This is a genomic window from Pedococcus soli (genome assembly GCF_054782575.1).
In genome coordinates this window covers 145,407-170,345 of sequence record NZ_BAAGSF010000001.1, presented here as the reverse complement: position 1 = coordinate 170,345, position 24,939 = coordinate 145,407, and the positions used below count along the sequence as shown (strand labels likewise).

The window sequence follows — 24,939 nt, the reverse complement described above, 5'->3', positions numbered from 1 at the left end:
GTGCCTCAGACTAGACCGCTCCACAGCGTTACGTGGGGCGAACGAGCACGAACACACCGTGTCGAGACCATCGGGGGGTGTTCGCCGGGCTCTCCTCCCTCGCCGCGGTGGCGTCCCTGGCCCTCCCTCGGACCTGCGCGGTCTGCCGGGCCGCCGACACCGCGCTCTGCCTCGGCTGCCGGGCGCAGGTCGACGCGAGCCGCTGGCTGGACGGACCCCGTCGCTCGAGACCGGACCCCGAACCGGGCGGGTTGCCCCCGGTCCTGACCTCGGGCCGGTTCGAGGGTGCGCTCGCCGCGCTCGTGACGGCCTACAAGGACGACGGGCGGCGCGACGTGGCGCCCGTGCTGTCGGCGCTGCTGGCCGAGGCGGTCGATGCCGCCGCCCGGCAGGACCCGCAGGTCCGCCGCGCTCTGGCCGCCGGGGACGGCCCCGTGCTCGTCGTGCCGGTCCCGTCGTCGGCCGCCTCGCGGCGCCGACGTGGTGACGCGCCCCTCGAGGCGCTCGCGCGCGCAGCGGTGGAGGGTTTCGGTCCGCACGAGGCCGTCGTCGCCGACGCGCTGCGCATGCGGCGACGGGTGGCCGACCAGGCCGGCTTGGGCGCCGTCGGCCGCCACCTCAACGTGGAGCACTCGATGGCCGTGAGGGAGCCGTGGCACGCCCCGCTGGACCGGGCCTCCTGCGTGGTCGTGGACGACGTCCTCACCACCGGTGCCACCCTCGCCGAGGCCGCACGTGCCCTGCGGGCAGCCGGTGCTGGGCCGGTGGTCGCAGCCGCCATCTGCGCCACGCAACGCCGCTCGCGACCTCCCAGCCGTTCCCCAGGAAGCTCACGGTGAACGTTCTGGCAGTCCCGCTGTCGCAACGGTCGGCGGTGGACTACCGTCGGTACATGGCCCCCCTGGCCCCCGTGCAGCACACGAGAACAGGGCGCCGCGGACACGGTCCGGCGGGCGCCCTGGCGCAGGGAGCGGAGCCGATCACGCAGCCGACGGCGACCTTCGTCAGGCTCACCGGCGCGGTCGTCCGACCGCCCATCAGCGGTCCCCTCGGGACCCGCTCGTCCACGCACGCGCCCCCCTCGGTGACAGGGCGGTGGTGCCGCGGTTGATCGGGGCTGTCGCGCCCGACTCTCACCTTCCACCACACCTTTTGGAGGACACCGTGGAGATTGTCGTCACTGGACGCCACATGCAGGTCTCAGACCGATTTCGTGACCACCTCGACGAGAAGCTGACCAAGATCGCGCAGCTCGCCCCCCGCGTGCAACGCGTCGACGTCGTCGTCAGTCACGAGCCCAACAAGCGGCAGGCCAAGTCCTGCGAGCGGGTCGAGATCACCTGTCACGTGAAGGGCCCCGTCGTGCGGGCCGAAGCCTGCCTCGACGACAAGTACGCGGCCCTCGACGTGGCCATGGACAAGCTCATGGAGCGGTTGCGCCGCGCCCACGACCGCAAGCGCGTCCACCGGGGACGCCACGCCCCGGAGTCGGTGTCCGCCGCGACGGCGCGGATCCAGGAGCCGTCGGCCGGCTCCTCCGAGGACCACGCGCACCCGGAGGAGGAGGGTGACCGGTTCGGCACCCAGGGCAACAGCCCCGTGGAGATCCGCGAGAAGATCCACGCCACCGTGCCGATGCCCCTCGACCAGGCGGTGGCCGAGATGGAGCTCGTCGGGCACGACTTCTACCTCTACCACGACGAGGACACCGACCAGCCGAGCGTCGTCTACCGCCGCCGCGGCTGGTCCTACGGCGTGATCCACCTCGACGTCGCCGAGCCCGGCGCGAGCAACGGCAGCGACGCGCCGGTGCCCGTCCAGAAGGTCTCCTGACCACCCCGATCCCAGCGCTGCGGACGGCGCCGGACAATCTGGACTCCCAGGTTGCTCGGCGCCGTCCGTGCGTCGTGCAAGGATGTGCTCGTGAGCAGCGGTTTCGACGACGTGACACCCGTGGTGCACGACCCCATCAGGGTCGTCATCGCGGACGACCACGTCCTCTACCGCCGCGGCCTGCAGATGGTCGTCTCGCAGGACGACGACATCGACATCGTGGGCGAGGCGGGCGACGGCAAGGAAGCGGTGGACCGCACCGTCGAGCTGCTGCCCGACGTCGTGCTCATGGACGTGCGGATGCCGCACACCTCGGGCATCGAGGCCTGCAAGACGATCAAGGCCCTGGTCCCGTCCACCAAGATCATCATGCTGACCATGTCCGACGAGGAGTCCGACCTCTACGAGGCGGTCAAGGCCGGCGCCAACGGCTACCTCCTCAAGGACGTGCCGGGCGAGGAGATCGCCGAGGGGGTCCGGGCGGTCCACCACGGTGACTCGCTCATCTCCCCGTCCATGGCGTCCAAGCTGCTGGCCGAGTTCGCCCAGATGAGCCGGCGCCAGGGTGAGCGTCCCAGCGCCGTCGGCGCCCCACGGCTGACCGACCGCGAGCTCGAGGTGCTGCGCCTCGTGGCCCGGGGACTGGCCAACAAGGAGATCGCGCACCAGCTGTTCATCTCCGAGAACACCGTGAAGAACCACGTCCGCAACATCCTCGAGAAGCTCCAGCTGCACTCGCGCATGGAAGCCGCGATGTATGCCGTGCGGGAGAACCTGCTCGAACCCGGCGAGTGAGCGCGGGCTCCTCCTCGGTGGTGCTGGCGTGACCCTGCCCGAGCCGGTGCGGCTCACCCGGCCCCAGGCCAGGCGGATCGCCCTGGCGGCGCAAGGGTTCCTCGACCCCCGGCCCGACCCGGGGACGGCCACGATGCGGCACGTGCAACGTGTGGTCGACCGCGTGCAGATCGTGCAGATCGACAGCGTCAACGTCGTCGCCCGCAGCCAGTACCTGCCGTTCTTCTCCCGGTTGGGCGACTACGACACGGCGTTGCTCGACCGGGCCCGTGACCGTGCCCCGCGCCGGCTCGTGGAGTACTGGGCGCACGAGGCGAGCCTCATCCCGCCGACGACGTGGCCCCTGCTCGACTTCCGGATGCAACGGGCGCACGCCGACGCGTGGGGCGGGATGCAGCGGGTGGCCCAGGAGCACCCGGGGCTGGTGGCTGCGGTCAAGGCCGAGGTCGTCGCCGGGGGACCGCTGACGTCGCGCCAGGTGGAGGCCGCCCTCGAGCACGACCTGCCCCGCGACCGCGAGCACTGGGGCTGGAACTGGTCCCTGGTCAAGAACGCCCTGGAGCACCTCTTCTGGGCGGGGGAGATCACCTCGGCCGGGCGGACCTCGCAGTTCGAGCGCCGCTACGCCTCGCTCGAACGCGTGCTGCCGCGCGAGGTCGCGTCGGTCGCCGTCGACCCCTCCAGCCGACCCAGCCACGAGCAGGCCTTCCGTGAGCTGATGATGATCGCGGCGCGTGCCCACGGGGTCGGCAGCGAGCAGTGCCTGCGCGACTACTTCCGGCTCAAGCCGGAGCAGGCCCGTCCGGCCCTGGTGTCGCTCGTCGCCGAGGGGCGGCTCGTCCCCGCCGCCATCGAGGGGTGGAAGCGCCCGGCCTACCTCCACCCCGAGGCGCGGCGTCCCCGGCGCGTGCAGGCCCGCGCGCTGCTCAGCCCCTTCGACTCGCTCATCTGGCAGCGGGACCGCACGGCGGCGATCTTCGGTTTCGACTACCGGCTGGAGATCTACGTCCCCGCCCCGGAGCGGGTGCACGGCTACTACGTCCTGCCCTTCCTGTTCGGCGACGAGCTGGTCGCCCGGTGCGACCTCAAGGCCGACCGGTCCGCCGGGGTCCTGCGGGTGCAGTCGGTGCACTGGGAGCCGGGCGCCCCCGCAGCCGCGAGGCCGGCGCTCTCCGAGGAGCTGGGCCTGATGGCGCGGTGGCTGGGCCTCGACACCGTCAGCGTCGGCGGAGTCATCGTCGGCGGTGTCGTCGGTGTCGGTGGCTGAGCTGGCGGGATCCCGTCGAGGGTTGACGAGATCGTGCTGGTCGCCCACGCGGCTGGCACATAGTCTGCGACGGTGACGATTCCTGCCACGGACCGGTCGCCGGCCCCCACCCGCACCCGCCGCGTCCACCGGGCCTGGTGGGTCACCGCGGTCGTCCTGGCCGCCCTCGTGTCCGCCGCGGGCTTCCGCTCCTCCACCGGGGCCCTGCTCGAGCCGCTCGAGTCCGAGTTCGGCTGGTCGCGCGCGACGACCTCGGGCGCCGTCACCGCCAACCTCGTCATCTACGGCCTCACCGCGCCCTTCGCCGCCGCCCTGATGGACCGCTTCGGCATCCGCCGGGTGGTCACCCTCGCCCTCCTGCTGGTCGCCGTCGGCAGCGGCCTCACCGTCGTCATGACCGCGCCCTGGCAGCTGTGGCTGCTGTGGGGCGTCGCGGTCGGGGTGGGCACGGGGGCGATGGCGCTCGTCCTGGGCTCGGTCGTCGCGAACCGGTGGTTCGTCGAGTCCCGTCGCGGCCTCGTCACCGGCGTGTTCTCCGCAGCCGGGGCGGCGGGACAGCTCGTCTTCCTCCCCGGGATCGCCGCGCTCGCGACCGGCCCCGGGTGGCGGTGGGCGGCGCTGGTCGTCTCCGGCGCCGCGGTCCTGCTCGTGCCGCTGGTCCTGCTGGTCGTGCGCGACCGCCCTGCCGACCTCGGCCTGCGTCCGTACGGCGCGGCGCCGGGTGAGGAGCTCGACGAGGCGCCCACGCGGCATACCGGGACGCAGGTGGGGCCGGCGACGCAGGCGATCCGCACGTTGCGCGAGAGCGTGCGCTCGAGGACGTTCTGGATCCTGTTCGGGACGTTCTGGATCTGCGGCTGGTCCACCAACGGGCTGATCGGCACCCACTTCATCCCCGCGGCCCACGACCACGGGATGCCCGAGACCACGGCCGCCGGACTGCTGGCCCTGGTCGGCGTCTTCGACCTCGTGGGCACCATCGCCTCGGGCTGGCTCACCGACCGGGTGGACCCGCGGTTCCTCCTGTTCGGCTACTACGGCCTGCGCGGGCTGTCGCTGCTGTTCGTGCCCGCCCTGCTCGGGCCCGACATCGCGCCCAGCCTCTTCGTGTTCATCGTGTTCTACGGCCTCGACTGGGTGGCCACGGTGCCGCCCACGATCGCGCTGTGCCGCAGGCACTTCGGCGTGCAGCGGTCGAGCATGGTGTTCGGGTGGGTGTTCGCCTCGCACATGGTCGGGGCCGGCGTCGCCGCCTCGTATGCCGGGTGGGTGCGGCAGAGCACGGGCGACTACTACACCGCGTGGCTCACGGCGGGCGGCCTGTGCCTCTTCGCCGCGATGGCGTGCCTGGCGATCTCGCGGTCCCCCGAGCGCGGGTCCTGGAACACCGAGGGCGAGCAGGCGGAGGTCGCCTCGGTGACCTGAGGCGTGCGGGGTGCGGTCAGCGGCGAGTGGTCAGGGCCGACGAGCGGCTCGGCTCAGCCGTTGCGGGCGAGCAGGACGTACCCGGCGTCGGTGCCCAACGCCGTCCACTCGCCGCTGCGGAGCAGCGCCGCCGACAGCGGCGCGGCGTCCGGGACCAGGGCGTAGGTGGCTCCGCTGTCGGCGATCGCCGTGTCCCACCCCGGTCCGGCGGCCAGCGTCGCGACGTGCCGCTGGACGTAGGCGAGGTCGAAGACCTCCACGCGCGGGTCGATGACCGGCGCCAGCTGCGGGTGCCGCCACAACAGCCACCCGCCCAGGCTGTACTCGTCGTACACGACGGTCCCGCGGGGGAGGCGCTCGAGCTGCTGGTCGAGGCCATGGGGCTGCAGGGGCTGGGCCGCGACGGACGGCAGGACCAGCCCGGCCAGGGTCAGGCTGGCCACGACGGCGGCACCGAGGCTGACCAGTTCGGCACGCCGTGACGGCTGCACGTCCTCGCGCTGCGCGGGCCACAGCGTGGCGAGCAGAGGAGCCGCCGTGAGTGCCCCGAGCGCCACCGTCCGCGAGTAGAGGAGGGTCCAGCCGACGGCGGTCGCGAACAGGAGCACGTGCGTCCACGGGACCGGTCGGGTCCGTCGGGCCCACAGGACGACGACGGCCGCGACGAGGGCGAGGGTCACGGCGACCGGAGGCGACGTCAGGGACGGCGGGTTCCACTCGCTGATCAGGCTGGTCGACTCGCCCACCCGGAACGGTGCCAGCAGGAGCTCGGGGCCCACGGGGGTGACGGCGCCGGCAGCGAACGACAGGACCACGACGGCGACCAGTCGGGCGGCTCCGCGCACGGACACCCGCCGGTCGAGCAGCAGGCCCGCCGTGACGGCGGCTCCGGTGGCGAGCCCGGCCACCCACAGGCCGTGGGAGCAGGCCCACACCCAGCTGAGCGGCACCAGCCACCACCGCGCCCGGAGGTCCTGGGCGGTGCGCAGCCAGGCCCACACCACGACCGGGAGCAGGAGGAACGTGGCGAGCTGCGGGCGCGGCGTCAGGCTCGCGGCGGACCCGAAGACCGCCGCGGTGGCGAGGATCGCGGCCGGGAGCACCGGAACCCAGGTGCGGCACACGGCATACACGGTGACGAACAGGAGGGCGATCAGCGCACAGGCGAGCCAGGCGACCCCCGGAAGGCCGCCCACCGCAGCCGCGGCGGCGAGGGCCAGCTCGGGGAGCCACTCGTGGAGCACCCACGTCCGCGTGCTGAACCGGGAGAACGGGTCCGGGCCCGAGAACTGCCACGTGCCCCAGAGGTGGTCGCCGGCCCGCAGGTGCCAGAAGGTGTCGGGGTCCCCGACGGGGTGCAGGCCCAGGCGCAGCAGTACGAACGGGACCAGCGCGAGCAGGACGAGGGGCAGCCAGCGGTCGCGGTTCGAACCCTTGGGCGGGTCACCGTCGCGGACCGTGCTCACGTCGCCCGCCTCCCCCCGTCCGGGGTGACCCCTGTGGCCACCGTGGTGGAAGGTACCCGCCGGACAGGGCCCGCGGCGCGATCCCGCGAGCATTCGAACCGTTCTCGCGAGGTGGCTGGGCGCCTAGCCCTTCGCGCGTGGGTGGGTGCGGTAGTAGTCGCGCCAGATGATCCGGTGCACGGGCACGAGGCGCGGGAGGTCACGCAGGCCGGGGACCAGGGGCAGGAACATCAGCCCCAGGGTCAGCACCATCATCAGGGCCCAGACCTGCGCATCGGCGTTGTCGGACGTCGAGAACGGCGGCACCTGGTACCAGAAGGTGTAGAGCCACATCCACGGCTGGCCGGGGTAGTTGCCCGTCTCGTTCATCATCCCCCACTGGTCGCCACCCAGCTGCTGGGCGCGCGCGGTGTCCTCGAGGTAGGCGCCGTCGCTGAGGAGCAGGATGGTCCGCGTCTGGTCACCGCCGTAGAAGGTGCCGTTCGAGACCAGCTGGCCCTCCAGCCCCCCGCTGCGGGCCGTGTCGAGGAACGACGCGGCGAGGACCGGAACCGTCCCGTAGTCGCCGGCCGCGACCGCGGCAGGGTCGCCGTCGGTGACCTTGGCCAACGCTTCCCCGTATGCCGTGGCCCAGGCGGTGCGCGTGGCCTCCGGGGCCGCCCGCCACCCGGCCACCGCCCCCTTCGTGGCCGCGTCGGTCCGCGTGGCGAGCGGGCCCAGGACCAGGTCCGCGGAGTCGACGGGGATCCGGACGCCACCCCACTTCTGCAGCGGCAGCCCGAGGACCTTCTGGCCCTCGGCGGCGGAGTTGTACGGCGCACCGTACGTGGCGCTCACGCTGGTGCCGGCCAGCTCTGCGGTGGCGGTCGCCACCACGTCGGCCGGAGCAGCCTTGGCCCACCCGGACAAGGTGATCGCGGGCTCGTCGGGGGAGGAGAACACCGCCGCCAGACCGACGGTCAAGAGGCTCACCGCGACGAGTGCGACGACGAACTCCTTGACCAGGTCGTAGGGCCGGGTGGCGAACGAGTGCGAGTCGGGCACGTCACCCTCCCGGTGCGGCCGATGGGGGCCGTGTGCCCTGGTCCGGGCAGGCGTTGCCGTGGCCATCTCACTCACCGTCCCGTGCGTCGATGGGGGGAACCACGCCGTGGCGACGCACCAGGACCACGTGCAGCACGGTGATGGCACCGACAGCGAGGGGCAGCAGCACGACGTGCCACAGGAGCATCTGTCCGGGGTTGAGCACGTTGAACCACGCACCGACGCCGATCGAGTTGATGCCGTCCTTGGCCTCTGCACTGATCCACTGGGAGTCGAAGTTCGACTGGGAGAGGTAGCCGGTGAACGCGGTGCCGATGGAGGTCACGAAGGCGACGACCCCGGTCACCCACGTGAGCAACCGGTTGCCGCGCCAGGCCGCCATCCAGAACTTGCCCCAGAGGTGGACGACCATGAAGGCGAAGAACAGCTCCACGCTCCAGAGGTGGAGCGAGTTCACGAAGTGCCCCAGCGACGAGACGTGCCACCAGGCGGAGCCGCCCACCGCCAGCACGCACCCCGTGGCGACGATGACGGCCAGGGCGGCCAGCGTCAGCACGCCGAACACGTAGATCCACGACGAGACGTACTCCGGTTGCCGGTCGGGGAGCGCCTGCCCGGGGGGCACGGTGTGCTCGATCCGGTCGCGCAGGGCCACCGTCCAGCTGTCCCGGGAGCGGGACGTGCGCGTCTCCCGCAGCTGGCTCACGACGGGTCCTTGACGTCGTCGGCACGATCACGGCCGAAGGGGATGACGAGGGCGAGGACGAAGACGACGACCATCGCCAGGATGATGAGGAGGTTGGCCAGCTCGATGCTGAACGACCCCCAGTGCAGGACGTGTGGTGCAGATGCCAGGCCCACCGCTGCTCCGACCATGTCGACCTCGACTCCTCGAGCGGGTGAACCCGTTCTACCCGTAGGACGATGCTGCGCTCTGCCGAGCCCCCGGCCACAGGGGAGAAGGTCCCGAGCCGGGGTCGTCGTTGACACCTGTGCTTGGCTGTCGGCCATGGCAGACGTCGTCGTGACCAACCACCCGGAGCTGAGCCGCTACGAGGCGCACGTGGATGGAGCACTCGCGGGCTTCGCGGCATACCGGATCGCCCGCGGCCACCAGGTCTTCACCCACACCGAGGTCGACGACGCGTTCGAGGGCCAGGGCGTCGGGGGAGCCCTCGCCCGGGGCGCCCTCGACGACGTCCGCGCGAAGGGTGAGCACGACGTGGTGGCGATGTGCCCGTTCATCGCCGCCTGGATCGACCGGCACCCCGACTACCAGGACCTCGTCGCCCCCTGACCGGGGTGGCCGCCGTGCGCTGGAACCGCGGCGGCGCCCGGCGCGTTCGGCGACCGGGGAGCATTCCCCGTGCCGTGCGTCCACGGGCGCGGACCGACTCGACTAGCCTAGGTCGGGCCGTTGCCACCCGGAGGTCGGCGGCTGCGATCGTCCGGGCGTAGCGGGAGATCAGAAACCTCAGGAGATATTGCGTGTCCAAGATCGTCGAACGACTGCTCCGTGCCGGTGAAGGCCGCATCGTCAAGAAGCTGCACGGCATCGCTGCCCAGGTGAACTCCATCGAGGAGGACTTCACCAAGCTCAGCGACGCCGAGCTCCGCGCCGAGACCGACGTGTTCCGCAAGCGCCTCGCCGACGGCGAGACGCTGGACGACATCCTTCCCGAGGCGTTCGCCGCGGTGCGTGAGGCGTCCCGCCGCACCCTCGGCAAGCGTCACTTCGACGTGCAGCTCATGGGTGGCGCGGCTCTGCACCTCGGCAACGTCGCCGAGATGAAGACCGGTGAGGGCAAGACCCTCGTCGCGACCCTCCCGTCCTACCTCAACGCCCTCGAGGGCAAGGGCGTGCACGTCATCACGGTCAACGACTACCTCGCGGAGTACCAGTCCGAGCTGATGGGCCGCGTGCACCGCATGCTAGGCCTCGAGACCGGGGTCATCCTCGCGTCGATGACGCCGGCCGAGCGCCGCGTCGAGTACGCCAAGGACATCACCTACGGCACCAACAACGAGTTCGGCTTCGACTACCTGCGCGACAACATGGCCTGGTCCATGGACGAGCTCGTGCAGCGTGGCCACAACTTCGCCATCGTCGACGAGGTGGACAGCGTCCTCATCGACGAGGCCCGCACCCCGCTGATCATCAGCGGTCCGGCCGACGCCGCGACCAAGTGGTACACCGAGTTCTCGAAGATCGCGCAGCGCCTGACGCGCGGCGAGTTCGAGTCCGGTGAGGGCGACTACGAGGTCGACGAGAAGAAGAAGACCGTCGGCGTCCTCGAGGCCGGTATCGCGAAGGTCGAGGACTACCTCGGCATCGACAACCTCTACGAGTCCGTCAACACCCCGCTCATCGGCTACCTCAACAACGCCATCAAGGCGAAGGAGCTGTTCAAGCGGGACAAGGACTACGTCAACCTGAACGGCGAGATCCTCATCGTCGACGAGCACACCGGCCGCATGCTCGCCGGGCGTCGCTACAACGAGGGCATGCACCAGGCGATCGAGGCGAAGGAGGGTGTCGAGATCCAGAACGAGAACCAGACGCTCGCCACGATCACCCTGCAGAACTACTTCCGCATGTACGACAAGCTCTCCGGCATGACGGGTACGGCCCAGACCGAGGCCGCCGAGCTCAACTCGATCTACAAGCTCGGTGTGGTCCCGATCCCGACCAACCGCCCCATGGTCCGCAAGGACCAGGCCGACCTCGTCTACCGCACCGAGGAGGCCAAGTACAACGCCGTCGTCGACGACCTGGTCGAGCGGTACGAGCACGGCCAGCCCGTCCTCGTCGGCACGGTCTCGGTGGAGAAGAGCGAGTACCTCTCCGACCAGCTGCGCCGCCGCGGTGTGCCGCACGAGGTCCTCAACGCCAAGCAGCACGAGCGTGAGGCGGCCATCGTCGCCCAGGCCGGCCGCAAGGGCGCCGTGACCGTCGCCACCAACATGGCCGGTCGAGGCACCGACATCATGCTCGGTGGCAACCCCGAGTTCATGGCCGTCGCCACCCTCAAGCAGCAGGGCCTGGACCCGGAGGAGACGCCCGAGGAGTACGAGGCAGCCTGGGACGAGGCACTCGCCAAGGCCGAGGCCGCCGTGCAGGCCGAGCACGACGAGGTCACCGAGCTCGGTGGGCTCTACGTGCTGGGCACCGAGCGCCACGAGTCGCGCCGCATCGACAACCAGCTGCGTGGCCGTTCCGGTCGTCAGGGCGACCCGGGCGAGTCCCGGTTCTACCTGTCCCTGCAGGACGACCTGATGCGCCTGTTCAACGCGGCCATGGTCGACCGGTTCATGACGACGGCCAAGATGGACGACGAGGTGCCGATCGAGTCGAAGATGGTCAGCCGCTCCATCCAGAGCGCGCAGGGCCAGGTCGAGGGTCGCAACTTCGAGATCCGCAAGAACGTCCTCAAGTACGACGACGTCCTCAACCGCCAGCGCACGGTCATCTACGACGAGCGCCGCCGCGTCCTCGAGGGGGAGGACCTGCAGGAGCAGATCCGCCACTTCATCAACGACGTCGTGGGTGGGTACGTCGACGCCGAGACGGCCGAGGGCTTCTCGGACGACTGGGACCTCGACCGCCTCTGGACCGCGCTCAAGACCCTCTACCCCGTGTCGGTCACGCCGGACGAGGTCGTCGAGGCCGCCGGTGGCCGGGGTGCGCTGAGCGCGGACTTCCTGCGCGAGCAGATCACGTCCGATGCGCACCACGCCTACGACTCGCGCGAGGAGCAGCTCGGCGAGGAGGTCATGCGCGAGGTGGAGCGCCGGGTCGTCCTCTCGGTGCTGGACCGCAAGTGGCGCGAGCACCTCTACGAGATGGACTACCTCCAGGAGGGCATCGGTCTGCGGGCCATGGCCCAGCGCGACCCGCTCGTGGAGTACCAGCGCGAGGGCTTCCAGCTCTTCGAGGCGATGAACGAGTCCATCAAGGAGGAGTCCGTCGGCTACCTCTTCAACGTCCAGGTCGACGTCGACCAGCCCGGCGAGCAGGCCCCCGCCGTGCAGCCGATGAGCGTCTCCGACATGCTCGGCGGCGCGAACCTCGCCGGTGACGACCACGCCGGTCACGACCACAGCCACGACGGTCACGACCACAGCCACGACGGTCACGACCACGACGGTCACGACCACGACGGTCACGACCACGACGACCACGAGGTCGTGCACGCCGAGGTGGGCGGCCCCGCCGCCGGAGACGACGAGTCCGGAGCCACGGAGCAGGCCGCCGAGCGCGCTGCCGTGTCCTTCCGGGCCAAGGGCCTCGAGCAGCCCGTCCGCCGCACCCAGGACCTGCAGTACTCCGCTCCCACGGAGACCGGTGAGGTCGAGCAGCGCGGTGGCTCGATCGACGACGAGCTCTCCGCCGAGCAGGTCGCCGGGGCGTCGCGCAACGGCCCCTGCCCGTGCGGCTCGGGCAAGAAGTTCAAGATGTGCCACGGCAAGGCCTGACCGAGCCGAACCGTCGAACGGCGCCGTCCACCCCCCGGGGTGGGCGGCGCCGTTCGCCTGTCCGACGGAAGATCCCGCCCAGCCGCGGTGCGGGTCCCGGACTCTCAACCGACCTGAAGGGCCTCCACCCGCCAGCGACCGTCGAGACCCACCAGCCGCATCGCCAGGGCGCGGACCCGGCCCCCGTCGACGACCACCGCACTCGCCTCGGCCACCCCGTCGGCGGGTTCGCACACGCGAAGGCTCCGCACGACCGTGCGACGTGTGGGCGGCATACCGCGTCGGGCGGAGACCGCCGCGCGGCGGGCGACCACGGCGTAGACCTCGGGGGTGGTCCACCGCAGCAGCTGAGGGGCGGGGCGGACCCCGGCCATCACCTCGACGAGCGCCTGGGCGATGTGGGCCGCCCAGTCGCGCGGGTCGGGGAGGTCGTCGCGACGCGTGGGCTGCTCCCCGAAGACCTCCTCGTCGGTGCGCAGGGAGAAGTCGACCGCGAGGGCGTCCTGCACGTAGGGGGACTCCGCGGACCGCTCGGGGGTCCAGTCGTCCTCGGTCTCGGCGATGACCGGGGGACGGATGCGGGGAGCCGGCACGATCGTGAGCGGCCGCAACGACGGCCGAGCCGCGTGCCGGGCCAGGGTCTGGGCGGCCCTCATCGCGTCGCCACCGCGCTCGTCGTGGGGACGGTCAGGACCTGTCCGGGCCGCAGCAGGTCGGGGTCGTCACCGATCACGGAGAGGTTGGCCCGGTGCCACCGCGGCCAGGCCGCGGCCACCTCGGCGTCCGTCGCGTCGGGGCCCAGGTGGGTGGCGGCGAGGCTCCAGAGCGTGTCGCCGCGCTGGACCACGACCTCGGGCGGGGCCGGGGTGCTCCCTCCGGACGTGACGAGGTCAGGCGTGACGACGGGGCGCTGCACCGGTCTGCTCGGTACCCATCCGGCGGGCGGTACGTCGGGCGCGGGGTCTCCGACAGGGGAGGTGGCGCTGAACCCCGGGAAGGGCGTCGCTGCCTGGGACTGGTCCTGGGACCGGACCCGGGCCTCGACCCGGGCCTGGGACTGGGACTGGGTCTGGGACGGGGACGGGGACGGGGACGGGACCTGGACCTGGGCCAGGGCCGTCGCGGGCCCGAACGCGCTCCCGACGGTGGCGCCGACGAGGACGGCGGCGACCCGACGCGTCAGGAGGGGAGTCCATCGGGCGGCGACGCGGTCCGCGCGGCGGCCGAGTCGACCCGGTGCATGGGCGAGGACCGCTGCGGCGCTCGTCACCAGGAGCCAGCCGCCGAGCGCCACGGCGAGGGAGGCGGCGAGGGCGCCCGTCACCTCGTCCACGGAGGCCGGTCCGGGCAGCATCACCTGGTGGGCGCGGTCGCGCGCCGCGACCACGAGGAGGAGCTCGAGGGCGGCGAGTGCTCCCACCGCGACCCCTGTGGTGACCCAGACCCTCAGCCGTCCGCCCATGGTGTGCTCCCCTCCTCAATACATGCGTTTGCATGCGTTTGCCTTCGATGGAAGGTACTTGTCGTTTCTCCTCTGCGCAAGGGTGGCCGTGACTAGGCTCCCCCGCAGATGCCGCGACCGCGGTCCGGGGGAGGTAGGGATGCGTTGGGACAGCTTGTTCGACGACCTCGCGGCCCAGTGGGAGGCGGAGGAGCGCCGCGAGCTCGATGCAGAGGTGGCCGACCGCACCCGACGCGAACGAGGGGTGCTCGGTCTCTACGAGCGGCTCGCCGCCGCCGGCCCGTCGCCCGTCGGGCTGACCCTGCGGACCGGTCTCGTGGTCTCCGGACAGGTGGCCGACGTCGGCGACGGCTGGGTGCTCGTGGGGGCGCCCGGCGGCGCCGTCTCACTTGTCCCGTTCGCAGGCGTGACTGCGGTGACCGGGCTGTCGTCCAGGGCGGCGGGGGAGTCGGTGGGACGGCGCTTCGGGCTGGGCTACGCCCTGCGCGGGCTGAGCCGGGACCGGGCGGTCGTCGCGGTGATCGACGCCGGCGGCGGTCAGGCGACCGGGACCATCGACGGGGTGGGGCGGGACGTGCTCGAGCTCACCGAGCACGCCCCCGACCTGCCTCGTCGCCCCGAGAACGTCACGGGGCGGCGGCTGGTCCCGTTCGACGCCCTCGTCCTCGTGCGACCAGCCTGACCGGGCTGCTCGGTCGGTGGTGTGCGAGGGGCCTCGACGGGCCGGGTCGGCGACCGGGTCGTCGAGGCTCGCGTGGGCCGTGCCGGGGGCGGCCACCCCGACACCAGGAAGGACCCGGAGCGTGTGCTCCGGGCCCTTCCTCGGGAACGTCGCGGGACCCCCACGGCCCGCGACGACGTCCTACTCGGTGCCCTGCCCGAACGGGTGGGCGGCCACGAAGGTCTTGGTCTCGGAGTACATCCGCTGGATGTAGCTCTCGAGCTCGGCCACCTCGACGCGCCACTGCCCGCGGCCGCCGACCTTGATGGCGGGAAGCTCGCCGGAACGCACGAGGGCGTACGCCTGGGCCGAGGAGATGTCGAGGACCTCGGACACCTCCGACAACTGGATGAATCGCTTGGCCACGATGTGCCGTCCTTTCCCTGCGGTGGTCCCTTGACCCGATCTTGGTGTCTCTTGACTAAATTTTTACCATCTTCGTGCGGCTGCGTCCGGTGGATCGCGAAATTGTCTCATCGTCAACCGTTTGGAGGAGTTGGCCTGCGGCGGTTGTGGATGATTTGCGGCGCTTTGTGGATGTGGGGGGCGAGCCTGCGCCTCGGTGGGCCATGATGACTCCGCTGACGGGGAAACCAGCCAAACCATGCCAAGGGGGACAACGACGTGTCGGACCTTCCAGTGCCCAGGGCCGCCCGGTTGCAACGACCTGCGTGGCGAGACGCCCGCTTGCTGATCGGCCTGGTGCTCGTGCTGACCTCCGTCGTCGTGGGTTCGACGGTGGTGGCGGCTGCTGACGACCGCACGGCGATGTATGCCGCCCGCGAGGCCCTCGTCCCCGGACAGCCGCTCACCGAGGACGACCTGGTGCGTGTGGACGTCCAGCTGGGCTCGCAGCGGGACCGTTACCTGTCGGCCGGGTCCGGGCTGGCTCCCGACCGCTACGTGCTGCGTGAAGTGGCTGCCGGCGAGCTGGTGCCGGCCGTGGCCGTCGGGAGCCTGGACCAGGTCACCGTGCAGGCCCTGACGTTGTCCGTGGACGCCGGGAGCGTCGCCGCCCTCACGGTCGGCAGCCGGGTGGACGTCTACGTCAACCCGGCCGACCCGCGAGCCGCGGGGAACGACGCCTTCACCGGACCGGTCCTCGCGCTGGAGGGGGTGTCGGTCGCCCGCCTGCCGAAGACGTCGGGCGGCCTGTCCGGGGGCGCCGGGGGAGATCGCCCCGTCCAGGTCATGGCGCCGAAGGACCGGATCAAGGACATCATCGGCAAGGTCGACGACGGGGCCAGGGTGACCCTCGTGCCGGCTCCCGGCAGCGGTGGGGGCGGCTCGTGAGCCGGACGGTCATCACCGCGCTGACGGGCGCGGGGGAGTCGGAGCTCGTCGCGTCACTCGGGGCCACGTCCGACTACGTCGTGGCCCGACGCTGTGCCGACCTCTCCGACCTGCTCGCTGCCGCGGCGGCGGGCCTGGGCCAGGTCGCCCTCGTCTCGCCCGACCTGAGGGCCCTTGACCGCAGCGCGCTGCACGAGCTCTCCACGCACGGGCTGGTCGTCGCAGGCGTGACCGAACCCGGGGACGACCTCGGCGAGCGGAGGTTGCGCCAGCTGGGCCTCGCGGTGGTCGTCCGCACCGACGTCGCCGGCCACGAGCTGCAGGACCTGCTCGACGGCCTCGTGGCGCAGGTCGGGGCCACGGGGGTGGAGCCCGGTGCGGAGGACGACCCCGACCCCGGGGCGCTGCCCGGCTCGCGCCGGGGCCTGCCACGCCGGGCTGACGACGACCTCCCGGGCCCGACGGATGTCCCGTGCCGAGTCATCGCGGTGTGGGGTCCGACCGGGGCACCGGGCCGCAGCACGGTCGCCCTGAACCTCGCGGCCGAGCTCGCGGTCCACGCACCCACGCTCCTGGTCGACTGCGACACCTACGGTTCGTCGGTGGCCCAGGCGCTCGGCCTGCTCGACGAGGCACCGGGCATGGCGGCGGCCTGCCGGGCCTCCGACCAGGGCACCCTCGACCTGCCGGCGCTCGCCCGCCTGGCCCCCGAGGTCTCCCCCCGGCTGCGCGTCCTCACCGGTGTCCCGCGTGCGGACCGGTGGACCGAGCTGCGGGCCGCGTCGGTGGAGCACGTCCTCACCACGGCGCGCCGGCTCGCCACCTTCGTGGTGGTCGACTGCGGGTTCTGCGTCGAGGACGACGAGGAGCTGTCCTACGACACCCTCGCACCGCGGCGCAACGCCGCGACCCTCGTGTCGCTGGAGTGCGCCGACGAGCTCGTCGTGGTCGGGGCCGGCGACCCGATCGGCCTGCAGCGGTTGGTCCGCGCCGTGCAGGACCTGGCCGGCCTGCCGAGCCACACGCCGAGGGTGGTCGTCAACAAGGTCCGTGCTTCCGCGGTCGGCGCCCGGCCGGAGCGCCGGATCGCCGAGGCGCTCGGCAGGTTCGCCGGCATGGACGACCTCACCTTCCTCCCGCACGACCAGGCCACGGTGGACGGCGCCATGTTCGCAGGGAAGTCGCTGGCCGAGTTCGCACCGGCCAGCGAGCTGCGCCGGGCCATGGTGGGGCTCACCGAGCCGTATGTCGCGGTGGCGCCTCAGCACCGGCGTCGCCGCCGGCGCTAGCCCGCGTCAGGAGCTGAAGAGCAGGGTCAGACCGCCGACGGTGTAGACGACCATCACGGCCAGCAGGGGCAGCTGGCCCACGACCGCCGCTCGTCGGGGGAACAGCGTGATGGCGCGTTCGTGGGCCAGGACCACGCCCAGCACGTGGCCGGTGATGATCGCGACGACCTGTACCCCGGCGACGAACCCCGGCGCGATGAGCGCCGCGGGCGGGTTGAGCCCGGCGGTGCCGAGCAGGTTGGCTCCGGTCCCGAGGGGGTCCGACATCTTCGCCAGGCCGTTCGTGCCCTCCCACACCCACAGCGACCAGTAGTGCGCGATGAGGTAGCCAGCTGCGATCGGCACGAGGGACGAGGCGAACGCCGTGGCCACTCCGCGCACCGAGACGCCGGCGAGCCGCGCGGACAGGGACGCGGCGGCATACAGGGACCCGGCGACCACGAGGGAGAAGGTGACCAGCGCGGCGGTGCCCCACACCTCGGAGGGCAGGTCGGAGGACTGGACGAAGGAGTACCACCGGGTCTCGCCGGAGAACCCGTCGTACGCGGTGCTGCCGAGCATCACGGAGGTGACGGCGAGCAGCCCCGGCCGGGCCTCGACCTGCAACGGCCCGTGCAGGGGGGTGCGCCACACCCACCGGCCGTCGGTGCGCCGCCCGAGCGGGCTGAGCGTGCCGTAGAGCGAGGACCAGGCGGTGAACGGGTCGCCCGTCCGCAGGTAGGCGGGCCCGAAGAGCAGGCTGAGGACGAGGCTCAGCACCAGGTACCCGAGGATCGCGACGCGCAGCGTGAACAGGTCGGCGTTGTCGGGCGCGACCAGCTCCAGCCAGGCGAAGGCGAGCAGCCCGACTGCGGCAGGCCAGTATCCGAGCCGGTACTCGCTGAGGCTGAACTCCTCCTCGATCCGGCCGAGGGCCAGCAGGCCCCGCCGGATCCAGCGGACCGGGTTGACCAGCCGCCACACCCCGCCGAACAGCATCGACGTGAAGGCCAGGCCGACCCACAGCCAGACGTACACCACGCTGGGGACCGGGTTGTTGGCGTCGTCCTTGCCGAACAGCAGGGCGACGAGGGTCCAGCCCGTGATGGCCAGGGACAGGGCGACGAACAGCCCACGCACCGGCGCCGAGTCCAGGGCCAGCGACACGGTGATCGGCAGGAGCCTTCCGTCCTCCCCACGCAGGCGCGGCTGCTTCCAGAGGGCCCCGAGGGCCACGAACGACACGACGAGGGCCAGGCCTGCGCCGATGAGCAGCAGGTGGAACGGCAGCGGCAGGTCCTCGCGTGAGCCGACGCCGTGGGCCGGCAGGGCCAGCGCCAGGGTCACCGGACGGCGATCTTGAGCAGTCGCAGCTCGGGCTCGTGCGTCTCGACCTCGTACACCCCGGGCTCCTTCCCGGTGAGGGTGACGCTGGTGGCCTGGCCGGCCTTGAGGGCCTTCTCCACCTCGAACCCGTGGATGTGCAGCTCGTCGTCGTGGTCACTCGTGACGACGAGGGTGAGCGTGGTGCCCACGGCCAGGTCGACGGTCGCCGGGGCCGGGGTGACCTTCTTGCCCTGGACGGTGATCGTCAGGGTGCGGCCCGCCGACGTGCTGCTCGAGGAGCTGGTCGAGCTGCCGGAGGTCGTGGTGGACGCGCCGGGGGTCTGGCTGGCTGACACCGACGGGGAGGTGCTCGTCCCGGTGGTCGTCACCGTGGGCTCGTCACCCGAGCCGGTGCACCCCGCGAGGGCGCCGACGACCACGAAGGCCACGGCTCCTCCCACGAGGCGGGTGGAGTGGGGAGCGGCCACGCGCGGCGTCATCTTCGTCACGAATGGAAGTCTAGGCAATGGGTTCTGCCACGATGTGGGGGTGCCGGACCGCCTGAACTCCCTCGATGCGTCGTTCCTCTACCTCGAGGAGGCGACGACGCCGATGCACGTGGGGTCGGTCATGGTGTTCGACCCCCCGAGCGACGGCTTCGACTACGACCGCCTGGTGCAGCTCATCGCGACGCGGATCGCCTTCGTGCCGCGGTACCGCCAGCGGGTCCGGCAGATCCCGGGTCGCCTGGCCAACCCGGTCTGGGTCGACGACGAGAACTTCGACGTGACGTACCACGTGCGCCGCTCGGCCCTGCCGAAGCCGGGGACCGACGAGCAGCTCCAGGAGTTCGTGGCGCGGATCCAGCCGCGGGCCCTGGACCGCAAGCGCCCCCTGTGGGAGGTCTACCTCGTCGAAGGGCTGCAGGAGGGCCGCTTCGCGATCGTCACCAAGTCGCACCAGGCCCTCGTGGACGGCATCAACGCCGTCGACATCGCCCACGTGATCGTGGACGGCGACCCGGCCGCCGAGGGCCTGGTCACCGACACCTGGCGCCCCTCCCGCGAACCCAGCGACGTCGAGCTGCTGACCGGGGCGCTGGTCGACGCGGTCCGGCGGCCGAGCGAGGTCGTGGAGAACATCCGCGGCGGGATCGTGGACGTCAAGGCCGTCGGCACCCGCGCCCTGACCGCCGCGGGCGACGTGGTGGCGACCCTGGCGCGCACCGCGGCCCGCCCGGCCCCGCACTCGCCGCTCAACGCCCACGTCGGCGAAGCCCGGCGCTACGTCATGATCGGCACCGACCTCGAGGACTACCGCAAGGTCCGCAGCCGCCTGGCCCGCGGCAACTACGCGGACGACGTGAGCATCAACGACGTCGTCCTCGCCACGATCTCGGGGGCGTTCCGGACCTGGCTGCTGACCCGCGGCGAGTCCGTCCACTCCGGCACCACGGTGCGGGCGATGGTGCCGGTCAGCGTCTACGACGCCGACGCCCGGCACGTCGGCAGCCGGCTCACCGCCTGCTTCGTCGACCTCCCCGTGGGTGAGCCGGGCCCGTCGATGCGGCTGCACCAGATCGCCTTCGCGATGCGCCAGCAGATGGAAGGTGGCCAGGCGGTCGGGGCGGAGTCGCTCGCGGGGCTGGCCGGGTTCGCGCCGCCCACCCTGCACTCCCTCGGGGCCCGCCTCGGGTCCGCCGTCTCACGACGCCTGTTCAACGTCGTCATCACCAACGTCCCCGGACCCCAGCACACCCTGTATGCCGGGGACGCCAGGATGCTGTCCACCTACCCCGTCATGCCGCTGGCCCGCGGCCAGGCACTGTCGATCGGGCTCACCTCCTACGACGGTGGCGTCTACTACGGCCTCAACGGCGACCGTGACTCGATGCCCGACATCGACGTCCTCGGGCAGAGCGTCGTCGACTCCCTCGCCGAGCTCCTCGACAGCCACCGGTCGCCGAAGCGATGAGCCCGGCGCGCCCTCCTGCGAGGCGTCGGGGCCTGGTCCTCGGCGGCGGTGGGGTGCTCGGCGCTGCCTGGATGGTGGGGGCGCTCAAGGCGCTGCAGGACGAGCTCGGCGTGGACGTGCGCGAGTTCGACGAGTTCGTCGGGACGTCTGCGGGCTCGGTGCTCGCAGGGCTCCTCGCGGCGGGGGTGTCGGTCGAGGACCTGCTCACCCACCAGCTCGGGGGGTCGCTCGTGGACGGACCGCTCGCCGGGTACGTCTGGGACTACGACCGGGACACCGGGGGCGACCGCCCGGGGCTGCCCAAGGTCGGCTTCGGTTCACGAGAGCTGTTGCGCCGCAACGCCCTCCACCTGCGTTCGCTGCCACCGACCGCGGTGCTCTCGGCGATCCTGCCGGAAGGCCGGGGCAGCATCGAGGCGGTGGGGGCGCTCGTCGGCCACGTCGTCCCCACGGGGTGGGTCCCGCGCAGTGGGCTGACCGTCGTCGCCCTGGACTACGACACGGGGGAGCGGGTGGCGTTCGGCCGTGACGGCGTCGACCCGGTCGACCTGCCGTCCGCGGTGATGGCGTCCTGCGCGATCCCCGGGTGGTACCAGCCGGTCCGCATCGGCGCCCACCGCTACATCGACGGCGGCGCGTGGTCCTCGACCAACCTCGACCTCATGGTGGGCCGCGGCCTCGACGAGGTCTTCGTCCTTGCCCCGCAGGTGAGCTTCGTCAAGGACGCACCCACCCAGTGGCGCACACGGGTGGAACGCCAGTGGCGCAACCGCGTCACCCTCCGGGTGCTGCGCGAGCTCGGGCGGGTGCACGGCGACGGCGCCGAGGTGACGGTCCTCGGCCCGGGCGAGGAGGACCTCGAGGCCTTCGGGTCCAACCTCATGGACGTCAGCCGACGCCCTAGGGTGATCGAGACGTCCCTGCGGACGTCGGCGGTCGCCCTGCACGACCCGGCGCCGCTGCCCGACCGCTCCGCCTTTGAAGATGTTGGATGACCCAGCGAGGACGTGGGATGACCCAGACCAGGATCTACGTGCCCCTGGACGCCGACGGCGTCCGCCGACTTGCCGCCGACCGTGAGGTGGCGGGGACGCCGGTCGAGGCCTTCGCCGTCACGGAGCGCCTCGAGCGCATGCTCCCCTCCGGCGACGAGGAGGAGTGGGAGTATGCCGCGCTGACCGAGGCCTTCGAGGCCGCTGACGAACGCCGCGGCACCACGGTCGCCAAGCGGGTCGTCCTCGCCGCGGACGTCGACCCGACGTGGGTCACGTCGCGCGCCGGGACCGCGTTGTCCGCGGTGCAGCTGTCGCAGCCCCTGCCCCTGTCGAGGGTGGTGTCCCTGCACGTCGACGAGACGGCCGGCGACGAGGGCACCGACGACCTGCTGTGGTACGACGTCACCGAGCTCGACGAGGTCCTGCGCCTGCTCTGAGGTCCCGGGGCCGCGCCGGCGGGTCGACACGCTCAGCCGCGGGTGAGGTGCCCTTCGAGGAAGGGGTCGACGAGGGCATGGAAGGCCTCGGCGTCGTCGCGGCGGATGCAGTGGCCCGCACCCTGGACGACCCGGAGGTCGACCGCGGGGTTGCCGATCTGTGCCGCCCTGGCCCTGGCTTCCGGCGTGACCGGGCCGCCCCGCCCCGCCAGCAGCACCAGGGTGGGCACACCGATCGCGGCGACCACGGCGTCCCACGGCTGGAGCAGGTTGGCGATGCCCAGCTCGAGGAAGTCGAGGTCGACCTGCGACTTCGACTCGACCCAGGGTGCGAGCTCGGCCTCGGGCCAGGTCGGGTTGTCGGCGCGGCCCTTCTCGAGCTGACCGGTGGGGTCGTCGGCGAACGCGCGGCACTCGGCGACCCGCTCGCGGACGATCTCGCGGGGCTGCACGCGGAACCTGGTGTCGCGCCACGCGGGGTCCTCGAGCACCGTGGCGGCAACCAGGTCGGGGCGGCGGGCCGCCAGCGCGCCGGCGATGCCTCCGCCCATCGAGTGGCCGACGACGGCGACCGGTCCGCCGTGGGCGGTGACGACCGTCACGAGCGTCCGCTCCGCGGCCGCATACATCGCCTCCATGGGGTCGACGGACCCGAGCTGTTCCGCCGTGAAGCGCGGTGAGCGGCCGTGCCCGAGGAGGTCGACCCCGATGACGCGGTAGGTGGGCGACCAGCGGCGGACGGCGTCGGGCCAGCAGTCGCCGGAGTCGCCCAGCCCGTGCAGGAGCACGACGGTGGGGGCTGCGGGGTCGACCGGTCCGGCCCAGCGGTGGGCGAGCTCGGTGTGGTGAGCGCTGCTCGGCATACGTGACACCATAGGTGGGCCCTTTCAGCCGAACGACCACAGTCGAAGCAACCAGAGGAGCCCCCACCGCCATGGATGCCGTCACCCAGGTGCCCGTCCCCGTCAACGAGACCGTCCTCGACTACGCGCCCGGCAGCCCCGAGCGCGCGAAGCTCGAGGTCGCGCTCGCCGAGCTGGGCAGCACCAGCATCGACCTCCCGCACACCATCGCGGGGCAGCGGGTCGCCGGCACCGGCCGCAAGATCGAGGTGCGCCAGCCGCACGCGCGCCGCAAGGTGCTCGGCACGATGCGCAACGCCACGGTCGGTGACGCACAGGCGGCCGTCGACGCGGCCAAGGCCGCCGCGCCGGGCTGGCGAGAGCTGTCGTTCGACGACCGCGCCGCCATCCTCCTCAAGGCCGCAGAGCTGCTCTCCGGTCCCTGGCGTGCGCACCTCAACGCGGCGACCATGCTCGGCCAGAGCAAGACGGCCTACCAGGCCGAGATCGACGCGGCCTGCGAGCTGATCGACTTCTGGCGGATCAACGTGCACTTCGCCCGGCAGATCCTCGAGCAGCAGCCGCCGCTCAACTCCAAGGGCATCTGGAACCGCACCGACCACCGTCCGCTCGAGGGCTTCGTCTACGCGATCACGCCGTTCAACTTCACCGCGATCGCCGGCAACCTCCCGACGGCTCCCGCGCTCATGGGCAACACGGTCGTCTGGAAGCCCAGCCCCACGCAGCAGTTCGCCGCGCACCTCACCATGGCGCTGCTCGAGGAGGCCGGCATGCCGCCGGGCGTCATCAACATGGTGACCGGTGACGGCCTCAACGTCTCGAAGGTCGCGCTCGCCGACCGCGACCTCGCCGGCATCCACTTCACCGGGTCCACCCCGACCTTCCAGCACCTGTGGCAGGAGGTCGGCGCCAACCTGCCGAAGTACCGCAGCTACCCGCGCCTGGTCGGCGAGACCGGCGGCAAGGACTTCATCCTCGCGCACCCGTCGGCCGACCCGGACGTGCTGCGCACGGCCATGATCCGCGGTGCGTTCGAGTTCCAGGGCCAGAAGTGCTCGGCCGCCTCACGGGCGTACGTGCCGCGTTCGCTGTGGAAGAAGATCAAGGCCGACCTGGTCTCGATCACCGACAGCCTGACCCAGGGCGACGTCACCGACCTGTCCAACTTCATGGGCGCGGTCATCGACGACCGCGCGTTCGCGAAGCACAAGGACGCCATCGACCGGGCGCACGCCAAGGCCGGGGTCGACGTCGTCGCCGGTGGCACCTACGACGACAGCGAGGGCTGGTTCGTCCGCCCGACCGTCCTCGAGATCGACGACCCCGCCGACGAGTCGTTCCGGACCGAGTACTTCGGCCCGATCCTGTCGGTCCACGTCTACCCGGACCGTCAGTACGACAAGGTGCTCGACCAGATGGAGAGCTTCGCGCCGTTCGGGCTGACCGGCTCGATCATCGCCCAGGACCGGGTCGCCATCGCCGATGCCACGAAGCGCCTGCGGTTCGCCGCCGGCAACTTCTACGTCAACGACAAGCCCACCGGCGCCGTCGTGGGCCAGCAGCCGTTCGGTGGTGGCCGCGCATCGGGCACCAACGACAAGGCCGGTGCCGCGCAGAACCTCCTGCGCTGGACCAGCGCCCGCTCCATCAAGGAGACGTTCGACCCGCCGAAGTCGCACGGCTACCCGCACATGGGGTGACCACGCGCCATACGTCGGAAGGCCCAGAACCGTTGCGGTTCTGGGCCTTTCGCGTATGCCGCGTGGCCGGGTGGGCGCCGGGAGTCAGCGCGCGAGCCACTCCTTGACCGTGCTCGCCTCGATGGCGATGGCCTCCTCGATCGGCTTGGCCGCGGCCTTCTCGATCTTGCCGCCGATGAGCGGGATCTTGGCCTTGAGCTCGGAGTCGAGGTGCTCGATGCTGCCCGGGCCGCCGGAGGCGAGGGCGAGCTTGCCGTTGAGGGCGACCGGGACACCGGAGACGGCCATCTCCACGGTGCCGGTGCGGCTGCCGTCGGCGGAGGCTGCACCCCAGGTCTGGGTCTCGACGACCTTGAGGGTCTCGCCCACCATGTTCTTGGCGAAGTCGGGCAGGTCGTCGGCCGGCAGGATGCGCTCGGTGGTGATGACCGCGCCGCCACCGGACTCCTTGATCGTCGCGGTGTACCTGATCGCTGCGGTGGCCGCGCACTTGGCCTCCTGGAAGGCCTGGTCGGTCAGGACCGCGAAGACCTCCTCGGGGGTGGCGGCGTACTCCATCGTCGTGGCGATCTTCATGCGGCTCTCCTCTGGGTG

Annotated in this window: 25 protein-coding genes; 14 read left to right on the top strand and 11 right to left on the bottom strand. The window is 71.9% G+C overall.

From position 1 onward, the window contains the following. The first annotated feature begins 77 nt into the window (after window positions 1-77). The 5 genes from ACYVKF_RS00745 (at window position 78) to ACYVKF_RS00725 (ending at window position 5,320) form a co-directional block, all read left to right on the top strand. Window positions 78-839, top strand: a complete 762-nt coding sequence (locus tag ACYVKF_RS00745; RefSeq protein WP_460964122.1) for a ComF family protein — start codon at window positions 78-80, stop codon at window positions 837-839. Window positions 840-1,164: 325 nt separating this feature from the next. Then, a complete protein-coding gene (gene hpf / locus ACYVKF_RS00740; protein WP_056916926.1) occupies window positions 1,165-1,833 on the top strand; it encodes a ribosome hibernation-promoting factor, HPF/YfiA family in 669 nt (222 codons plus the stop codon). A 90-nt stretch (window positions 1,834-1,923) separates the two neighbouring features. After that, window positions 1,924-2,628 (top strand): response regulator, encoded by a 705-nt coding sequence (locus tag ACYVKF_RS00735; protein WP_460964120.1) that lies wholly within the window; start codon window positions 1,924-1,926, stop codon window positions 2,626-2,628. A 28-nt stretch (window positions 2,629-2,656) separates the two neighbouring features. Beyond that, window positions 2,657-3,895: a winged helix-turn-helix domain-containing protein gene (locus ACYVKF_RS00730; RefSeq protein ID WP_460964118.1), complete on the top strand. Its 1,239-nt coding sequence runs from the start codon at window positions 2,657-2,659 to the stop codon at window positions 3,893-3,895. A 72-nt stretch (window positions 3,896-3,967) separates the two neighbouring features. Continuing rightward, a complete protein-coding gene (locus tag ACYVKF_RS00725) occupies window positions 3,968-5,320 on the top strand; it encodes an MFS transporter (protein WP_460964116.1) in 1,353 nt (450 codons plus the stop codon). Window positions 5,321-5,373: 53 nt separating this feature from the next. Here the strand turns inward: ACYVKF_RS00725 and ACYVKF_RS00720 are convergent, their stop codons facing one another. The 4 genes from ACYVKF_RS00720 to ACYVKF_RS00705 all read right to left on the bottom strand — a co-directional run bounded on the left by ACYVKF_RS00720 (window position 5,374) and on the right by ACYVKF_RS00705 (window position 8,706). Beyond that, entirely contained in the window at window positions 5,374-6,786 is a 1,413-nt protein-coding gene (locus tag ACYVKF_RS00720) for a hypothetical protein (RefSeq protein ID WP_460964114.1), read from the bottom strand. A gap of 123 nt (window positions 6,787-6,909) precedes the next feature. Continuing rightward, the gene (locus ACYVKF_RS00715) at window positions 6,910-7,830 is read right to left on the bottom strand and encodes a hypothetical protein (RefSeq protein WP_460964112.1); all 921 of its coding nucleotides are present in this window, start codon (window positions 7,828-7,830) and stop codon (window positions 6,910-6,912) included. Between the two features lie 67 nt (window positions 7,831-7,897). Further along, window positions 7,898-8,536 carry a cytochrome b N-terminal domain-containing protein gene (locus ACYVKF_RS00710; RefSeq protein ID WP_460964110.1) on the bottom strand — a complete coding sequence of 213 codons (639 nt, stop codon included), beginning with the start codon at window positions 8,534-8,536 and terminating at the stop codon, window positions 7,898-7,900. Next, on the bottom strand, window positions 8,533-8,706 hold the full coding sequence (locus tag ACYVKF_RS00705) for a hypothetical protein (protein ID WP_460964108.1): 174 nt from the start codon (window positions 8,704-8,706) through the stop codon (window positions 8,533-8,535). The genes ACYVKF_RS00710 and ACYVKF_RS00705 overlap by 4 nt, the downstream gene beginning before the upstream one ends. 133 nt (window positions 8,707-8,839) lie before the next feature. Between ACYVKF_RS00705 and ACYVKF_RS00700 the strand changes: the two genes are divergently transcribed. Together ACYVKF_RS00700 and secA are read left to right on the top strand one after the other, a co-directional pair. Beyond that, the gene (locus ACYVKF_RS00700; RefSeq protein WP_460964106.1) at window positions 8,840-9,127 is read left to right on the top strand and encodes a GNAT family N-acetyltransferase; all 288 of its coding nucleotides are present in this window, start codon (window positions 8,840-8,842) and stop codon (window positions 9,125-9,127) included. A 191-nt stretch (window positions 9,128-9,318) separates the two neighbouring features. Then, the gene (gene secA / locus ACYVKF_RS00695) at window positions 9,319-12,306 is read left to right on the top strand and encodes a preprotein translocase subunit SecA (RefSeq protein WP_460964104.1); all 2,988 of its coding nucleotides are present in this window, start codon (window positions 9,319-9,321) and stop codon (window positions 12,304-12,306) included. A gap of 104 nt (window positions 12,307-12,410) precedes the next feature. Here secA and ACYVKF_RS00690 read toward each other — a convergent pair whose 3' ends face one another. Together ACYVKF_RS00690 and ACYVKF_RS00685 are read right to left on the bottom strand one after the other, a co-directional pair. Beyond that, window positions 12,411-12,962, bottom strand: coding sequence for an Rv3235 family protein (locus ACYVKF_RS00690; protein WP_056916933.1), 552 nt, complete (start codon window positions 12,960-12,962; stop codon window positions 12,411-12,413). Next, a complete protein-coding gene (locus tag ACYVKF_RS00685) occupies window positions 12,959-13,726 on the bottom strand; it encodes a LysM peptidoglycan-binding domain-containing protein (RefSeq protein ID WP_460964103.1) in 768 nt (255 codons plus the stop codon). The genes ACYVKF_RS00690 and ACYVKF_RS00685 overlap by 4 nt, the downstream gene beginning before the upstream one ends. 181 nt (window positions 13,727-13,907) lie before the next feature. Here ACYVKF_RS00685 and ACYVKF_RS00680 point away from each other — a divergent pair, with 181 nt between their 5' ends. Continuing rightward, window positions 13,908-14,450 (top strand): hypothetical protein, encoded by a 543-nt coding sequence (locus tag ACYVKF_RS00680; RefSeq protein WP_460964101.1) that lies wholly within the window; start codon window positions 13,908-13,910, stop codon window positions 14,448-14,450. A 180-nt stretch (window positions 14,451-14,630) separates the two neighbouring features. Here ACYVKF_RS00680 and ACYVKF_RS00675 read toward each other — a convergent pair whose 3' ends face one another. Next, window positions 14,631-14,855, bottom strand: a complete 225-nt coding sequence (locus tag ACYVKF_RS00675; RefSeq protein WP_056916936.1) for a helix-turn-helix domain-containing protein — start codon at window positions 14,853-14,855, stop codon at window positions 14,631-14,633. A gap of 321 nt (window positions 14,856-15,176) precedes the next feature. Between ACYVKF_RS00675 and ACYVKF_RS00670 the strand changes: the two genes are divergently transcribed. Together ACYVKF_RS00670 and ACYVKF_RS00665 are read left to right on the top strand one after the other, a co-directional pair. After that, the gene (locus ACYVKF_RS00670; RefSeq protein ID WP_460964099.1) at window positions 15,177-15,782 is read left to right on the top strand and encodes a CpaB family protein; all 606 of its coding nucleotides are present in this window, start codon (window positions 15,177-15,179) and stop codon (window positions 15,780-15,782) included. After that, the gene (locus ACYVKF_RS00665; protein WP_460964097.1) at window positions 15,779-17,071 is read left to right on the top strand and encodes an AAA family ATPase; all 1,293 of its coding nucleotides are present in this window, start codon (window positions 15,779-15,781) and stop codon (window positions 17,069-17,071) included. Before ACYVKF_RS00670 ends, ACYVKF_RS00665 begins: the two co-directional genes overlap by 4 nt. Window positions 17,072-17,077: 6 nt before the next feature. Here the strand turns inward: ACYVKF_RS00665 and ACYVKF_RS00660 are convergent, their stop codons facing one another. Then, window positions 17,078-18,397 carry a hypothetical protein gene (locus tag ACYVKF_RS00660; protein WP_460964095.1) on the bottom strand — a complete coding sequence of 440 codons (1,320 nt, stop codon included), beginning with the start codon at window positions 18,395-18,397 and terminating at the stop codon, window positions 17,078-17,080. After that, entirely contained in the window at window positions 18,394-18,876 is a 483-nt protein-coding gene (locus ACYVKF_RS00655) for a cupredoxin domain-containing protein (protein ID WP_082581033.1), read from the bottom strand. The genes ACYVKF_RS00660 and ACYVKF_RS00655 overlap by 4 nt, the downstream gene beginning before the upstream one ends. A 49-nt stretch (window positions 18,877-18,925) precedes the next feature. Here ACYVKF_RS00655 and ACYVKF_RS00650 point away from each other — a divergent pair, with 49 nt between their 5' ends. The 3 genes from ACYVKF_RS00650 to ACYVKF_RS00640 are packed head-to-tail and all read left to right on the top strand — an operon-like array spanning window position 18,926 to window position 21,782. Next, complete coding sequence (locus ACYVKF_RS00650; protein WP_460964093.1) at window positions 18,926-20,350, top strand: WS/DGAT/MGAT family O-acyltransferase; 1,425 nt, start codon at window positions 18,926-18,928, stop codon at window positions 20,348-20,350. Beyond that, entirely contained in the window at window positions 20,347-21,345 is a 999-nt protein-coding gene (locus tag ACYVKF_RS00645) for a patatin-like phospholipase family protein (RefSeq protein WP_082553030.1), read from the top strand. The genes ACYVKF_RS00650 and ACYVKF_RS00645 overlap by 4 nt, the downstream gene beginning before the upstream one ends. 17 nt (window positions 21,346-21,362) lie before the next feature. Continuing rightward, entirely contained in the window at window positions 21,363-21,782 is a 420-nt protein-coding gene (locus tag ACYVKF_RS00640; RefSeq protein ID WP_056916943.1) for a DUF6912 family protein, read from the top strand. 32 nt (window positions 21,783-21,814) lie between these two features. Here ACYVKF_RS00640 and ACYVKF_RS00635 read toward each other — a convergent pair whose 3' ends face one another. Next, on the bottom strand, window positions 21,815-22,645 hold the full coding sequence (locus ACYVKF_RS00635; RefSeq protein WP_460964090.1) for an alpha/beta fold hydrolase: 831 nt from the start codon (window positions 22,643-22,645) through the stop codon (window positions 21,815-21,817). Window positions 22,646-22,716: 71 nt separating this feature from the next. Here ACYVKF_RS00635 and pruA point away from each other — a divergent pair, with 71 nt between their 5' ends. After that, entirely contained in the window at window positions 22,717-24,345 is a 1,629-nt protein-coding gene (gene pruA, locus ACYVKF_RS00630; protein ID WP_460964088.1) for an L-glutamate gamma-semialdehyde dehydrogenase, read from the top strand. 84 nt (window positions 24,346-24,429) lie between these two features. Here pruA and ACYVKF_RS00625 read toward each other — a convergent pair whose 3' ends face one another. Beyond that, a complete protein-coding gene (locus ACYVKF_RS00625; RefSeq protein ID WP_460964086.1) occupies window positions 24,430-24,921 on the bottom strand; it encodes a DUF2505 domain-containing protein in 492 nt (163 codons plus the stop codon). Between the last annotated feature and the right edge of the window lie 18 nt (window positions 24,922-24,939).

Coding starts and splice junctions, on each gene's coding strand:
- ACYVKF_RS00705 (WP_460964108.1), bottom strand. CDS start 8,706: ATGGTCGGAGCAGCGGTGGGCCTGGCATCTGCACCACACGTCCTGCAC.
- ACYVKF_RS00700 (WP_460964106.1), top strand. CDS start 8,840: ATGGCAGACGTCGTCGTGACCAACCACCCGGAGCTGAGCCGCTACGAG.
- ACYVKF_RS00690 (WP_056916933.1), bottom strand. CDS start 12,962: ATGAGGGCCGCCCAGACCCTGGCCCGGCACGCGGCTCGGCCGTCGTTG.
- ACYVKF_RS00680 (WP_460964101.1), top strand. CDS start 13,908: ATGCGTTGGGACAGCTTGTTCGACGACCTCGCGGCCCAGTGGGAGGCG.
- ACYVKF_RS00655 (WP_082581033.1), bottom strand. CDS start 18,876: ATGACGCCGCGCGTGGCCGCTCCCCACTCCACCCGCCTCGTGGGAGGA.
- ACYVKF_RS00645 (WP_082553030.1), top strand. CDS start 20,347: ATGAGCCCGGCGCGCCCTCCTGCGAGGCGTCGGGGCCTGGTCCTCGGC.
- ACYVKF_RS00640 (WP_056916943.1), top strand. CDS start 21,363: ATGACCCAGACCAGGATCTACGTGCCCCTGGACGCCGACGGCGTCCGC.
- ACYVKF_RS00635 (WP_460964090.1), bottom strand. CDS start 22,645: ATGCCGAGCAGCGCTCACCACACCGAGCTCGCCCACCGCTGGGCCGGA.
- pruA (WP_460964088.1), top strand. CDS start 22,717: ATGGATGCCGTCACCCAGGTGCCCGTCCCCGTCAACGAGACCGTCCTC.
- ACYVKF_RS00625 (WP_460964086.1), bottom strand. CDS start 24,921: ATGAAGATCGCCACGACGATGGAGTACGCCGCCACCCCCGAGGAGGTC.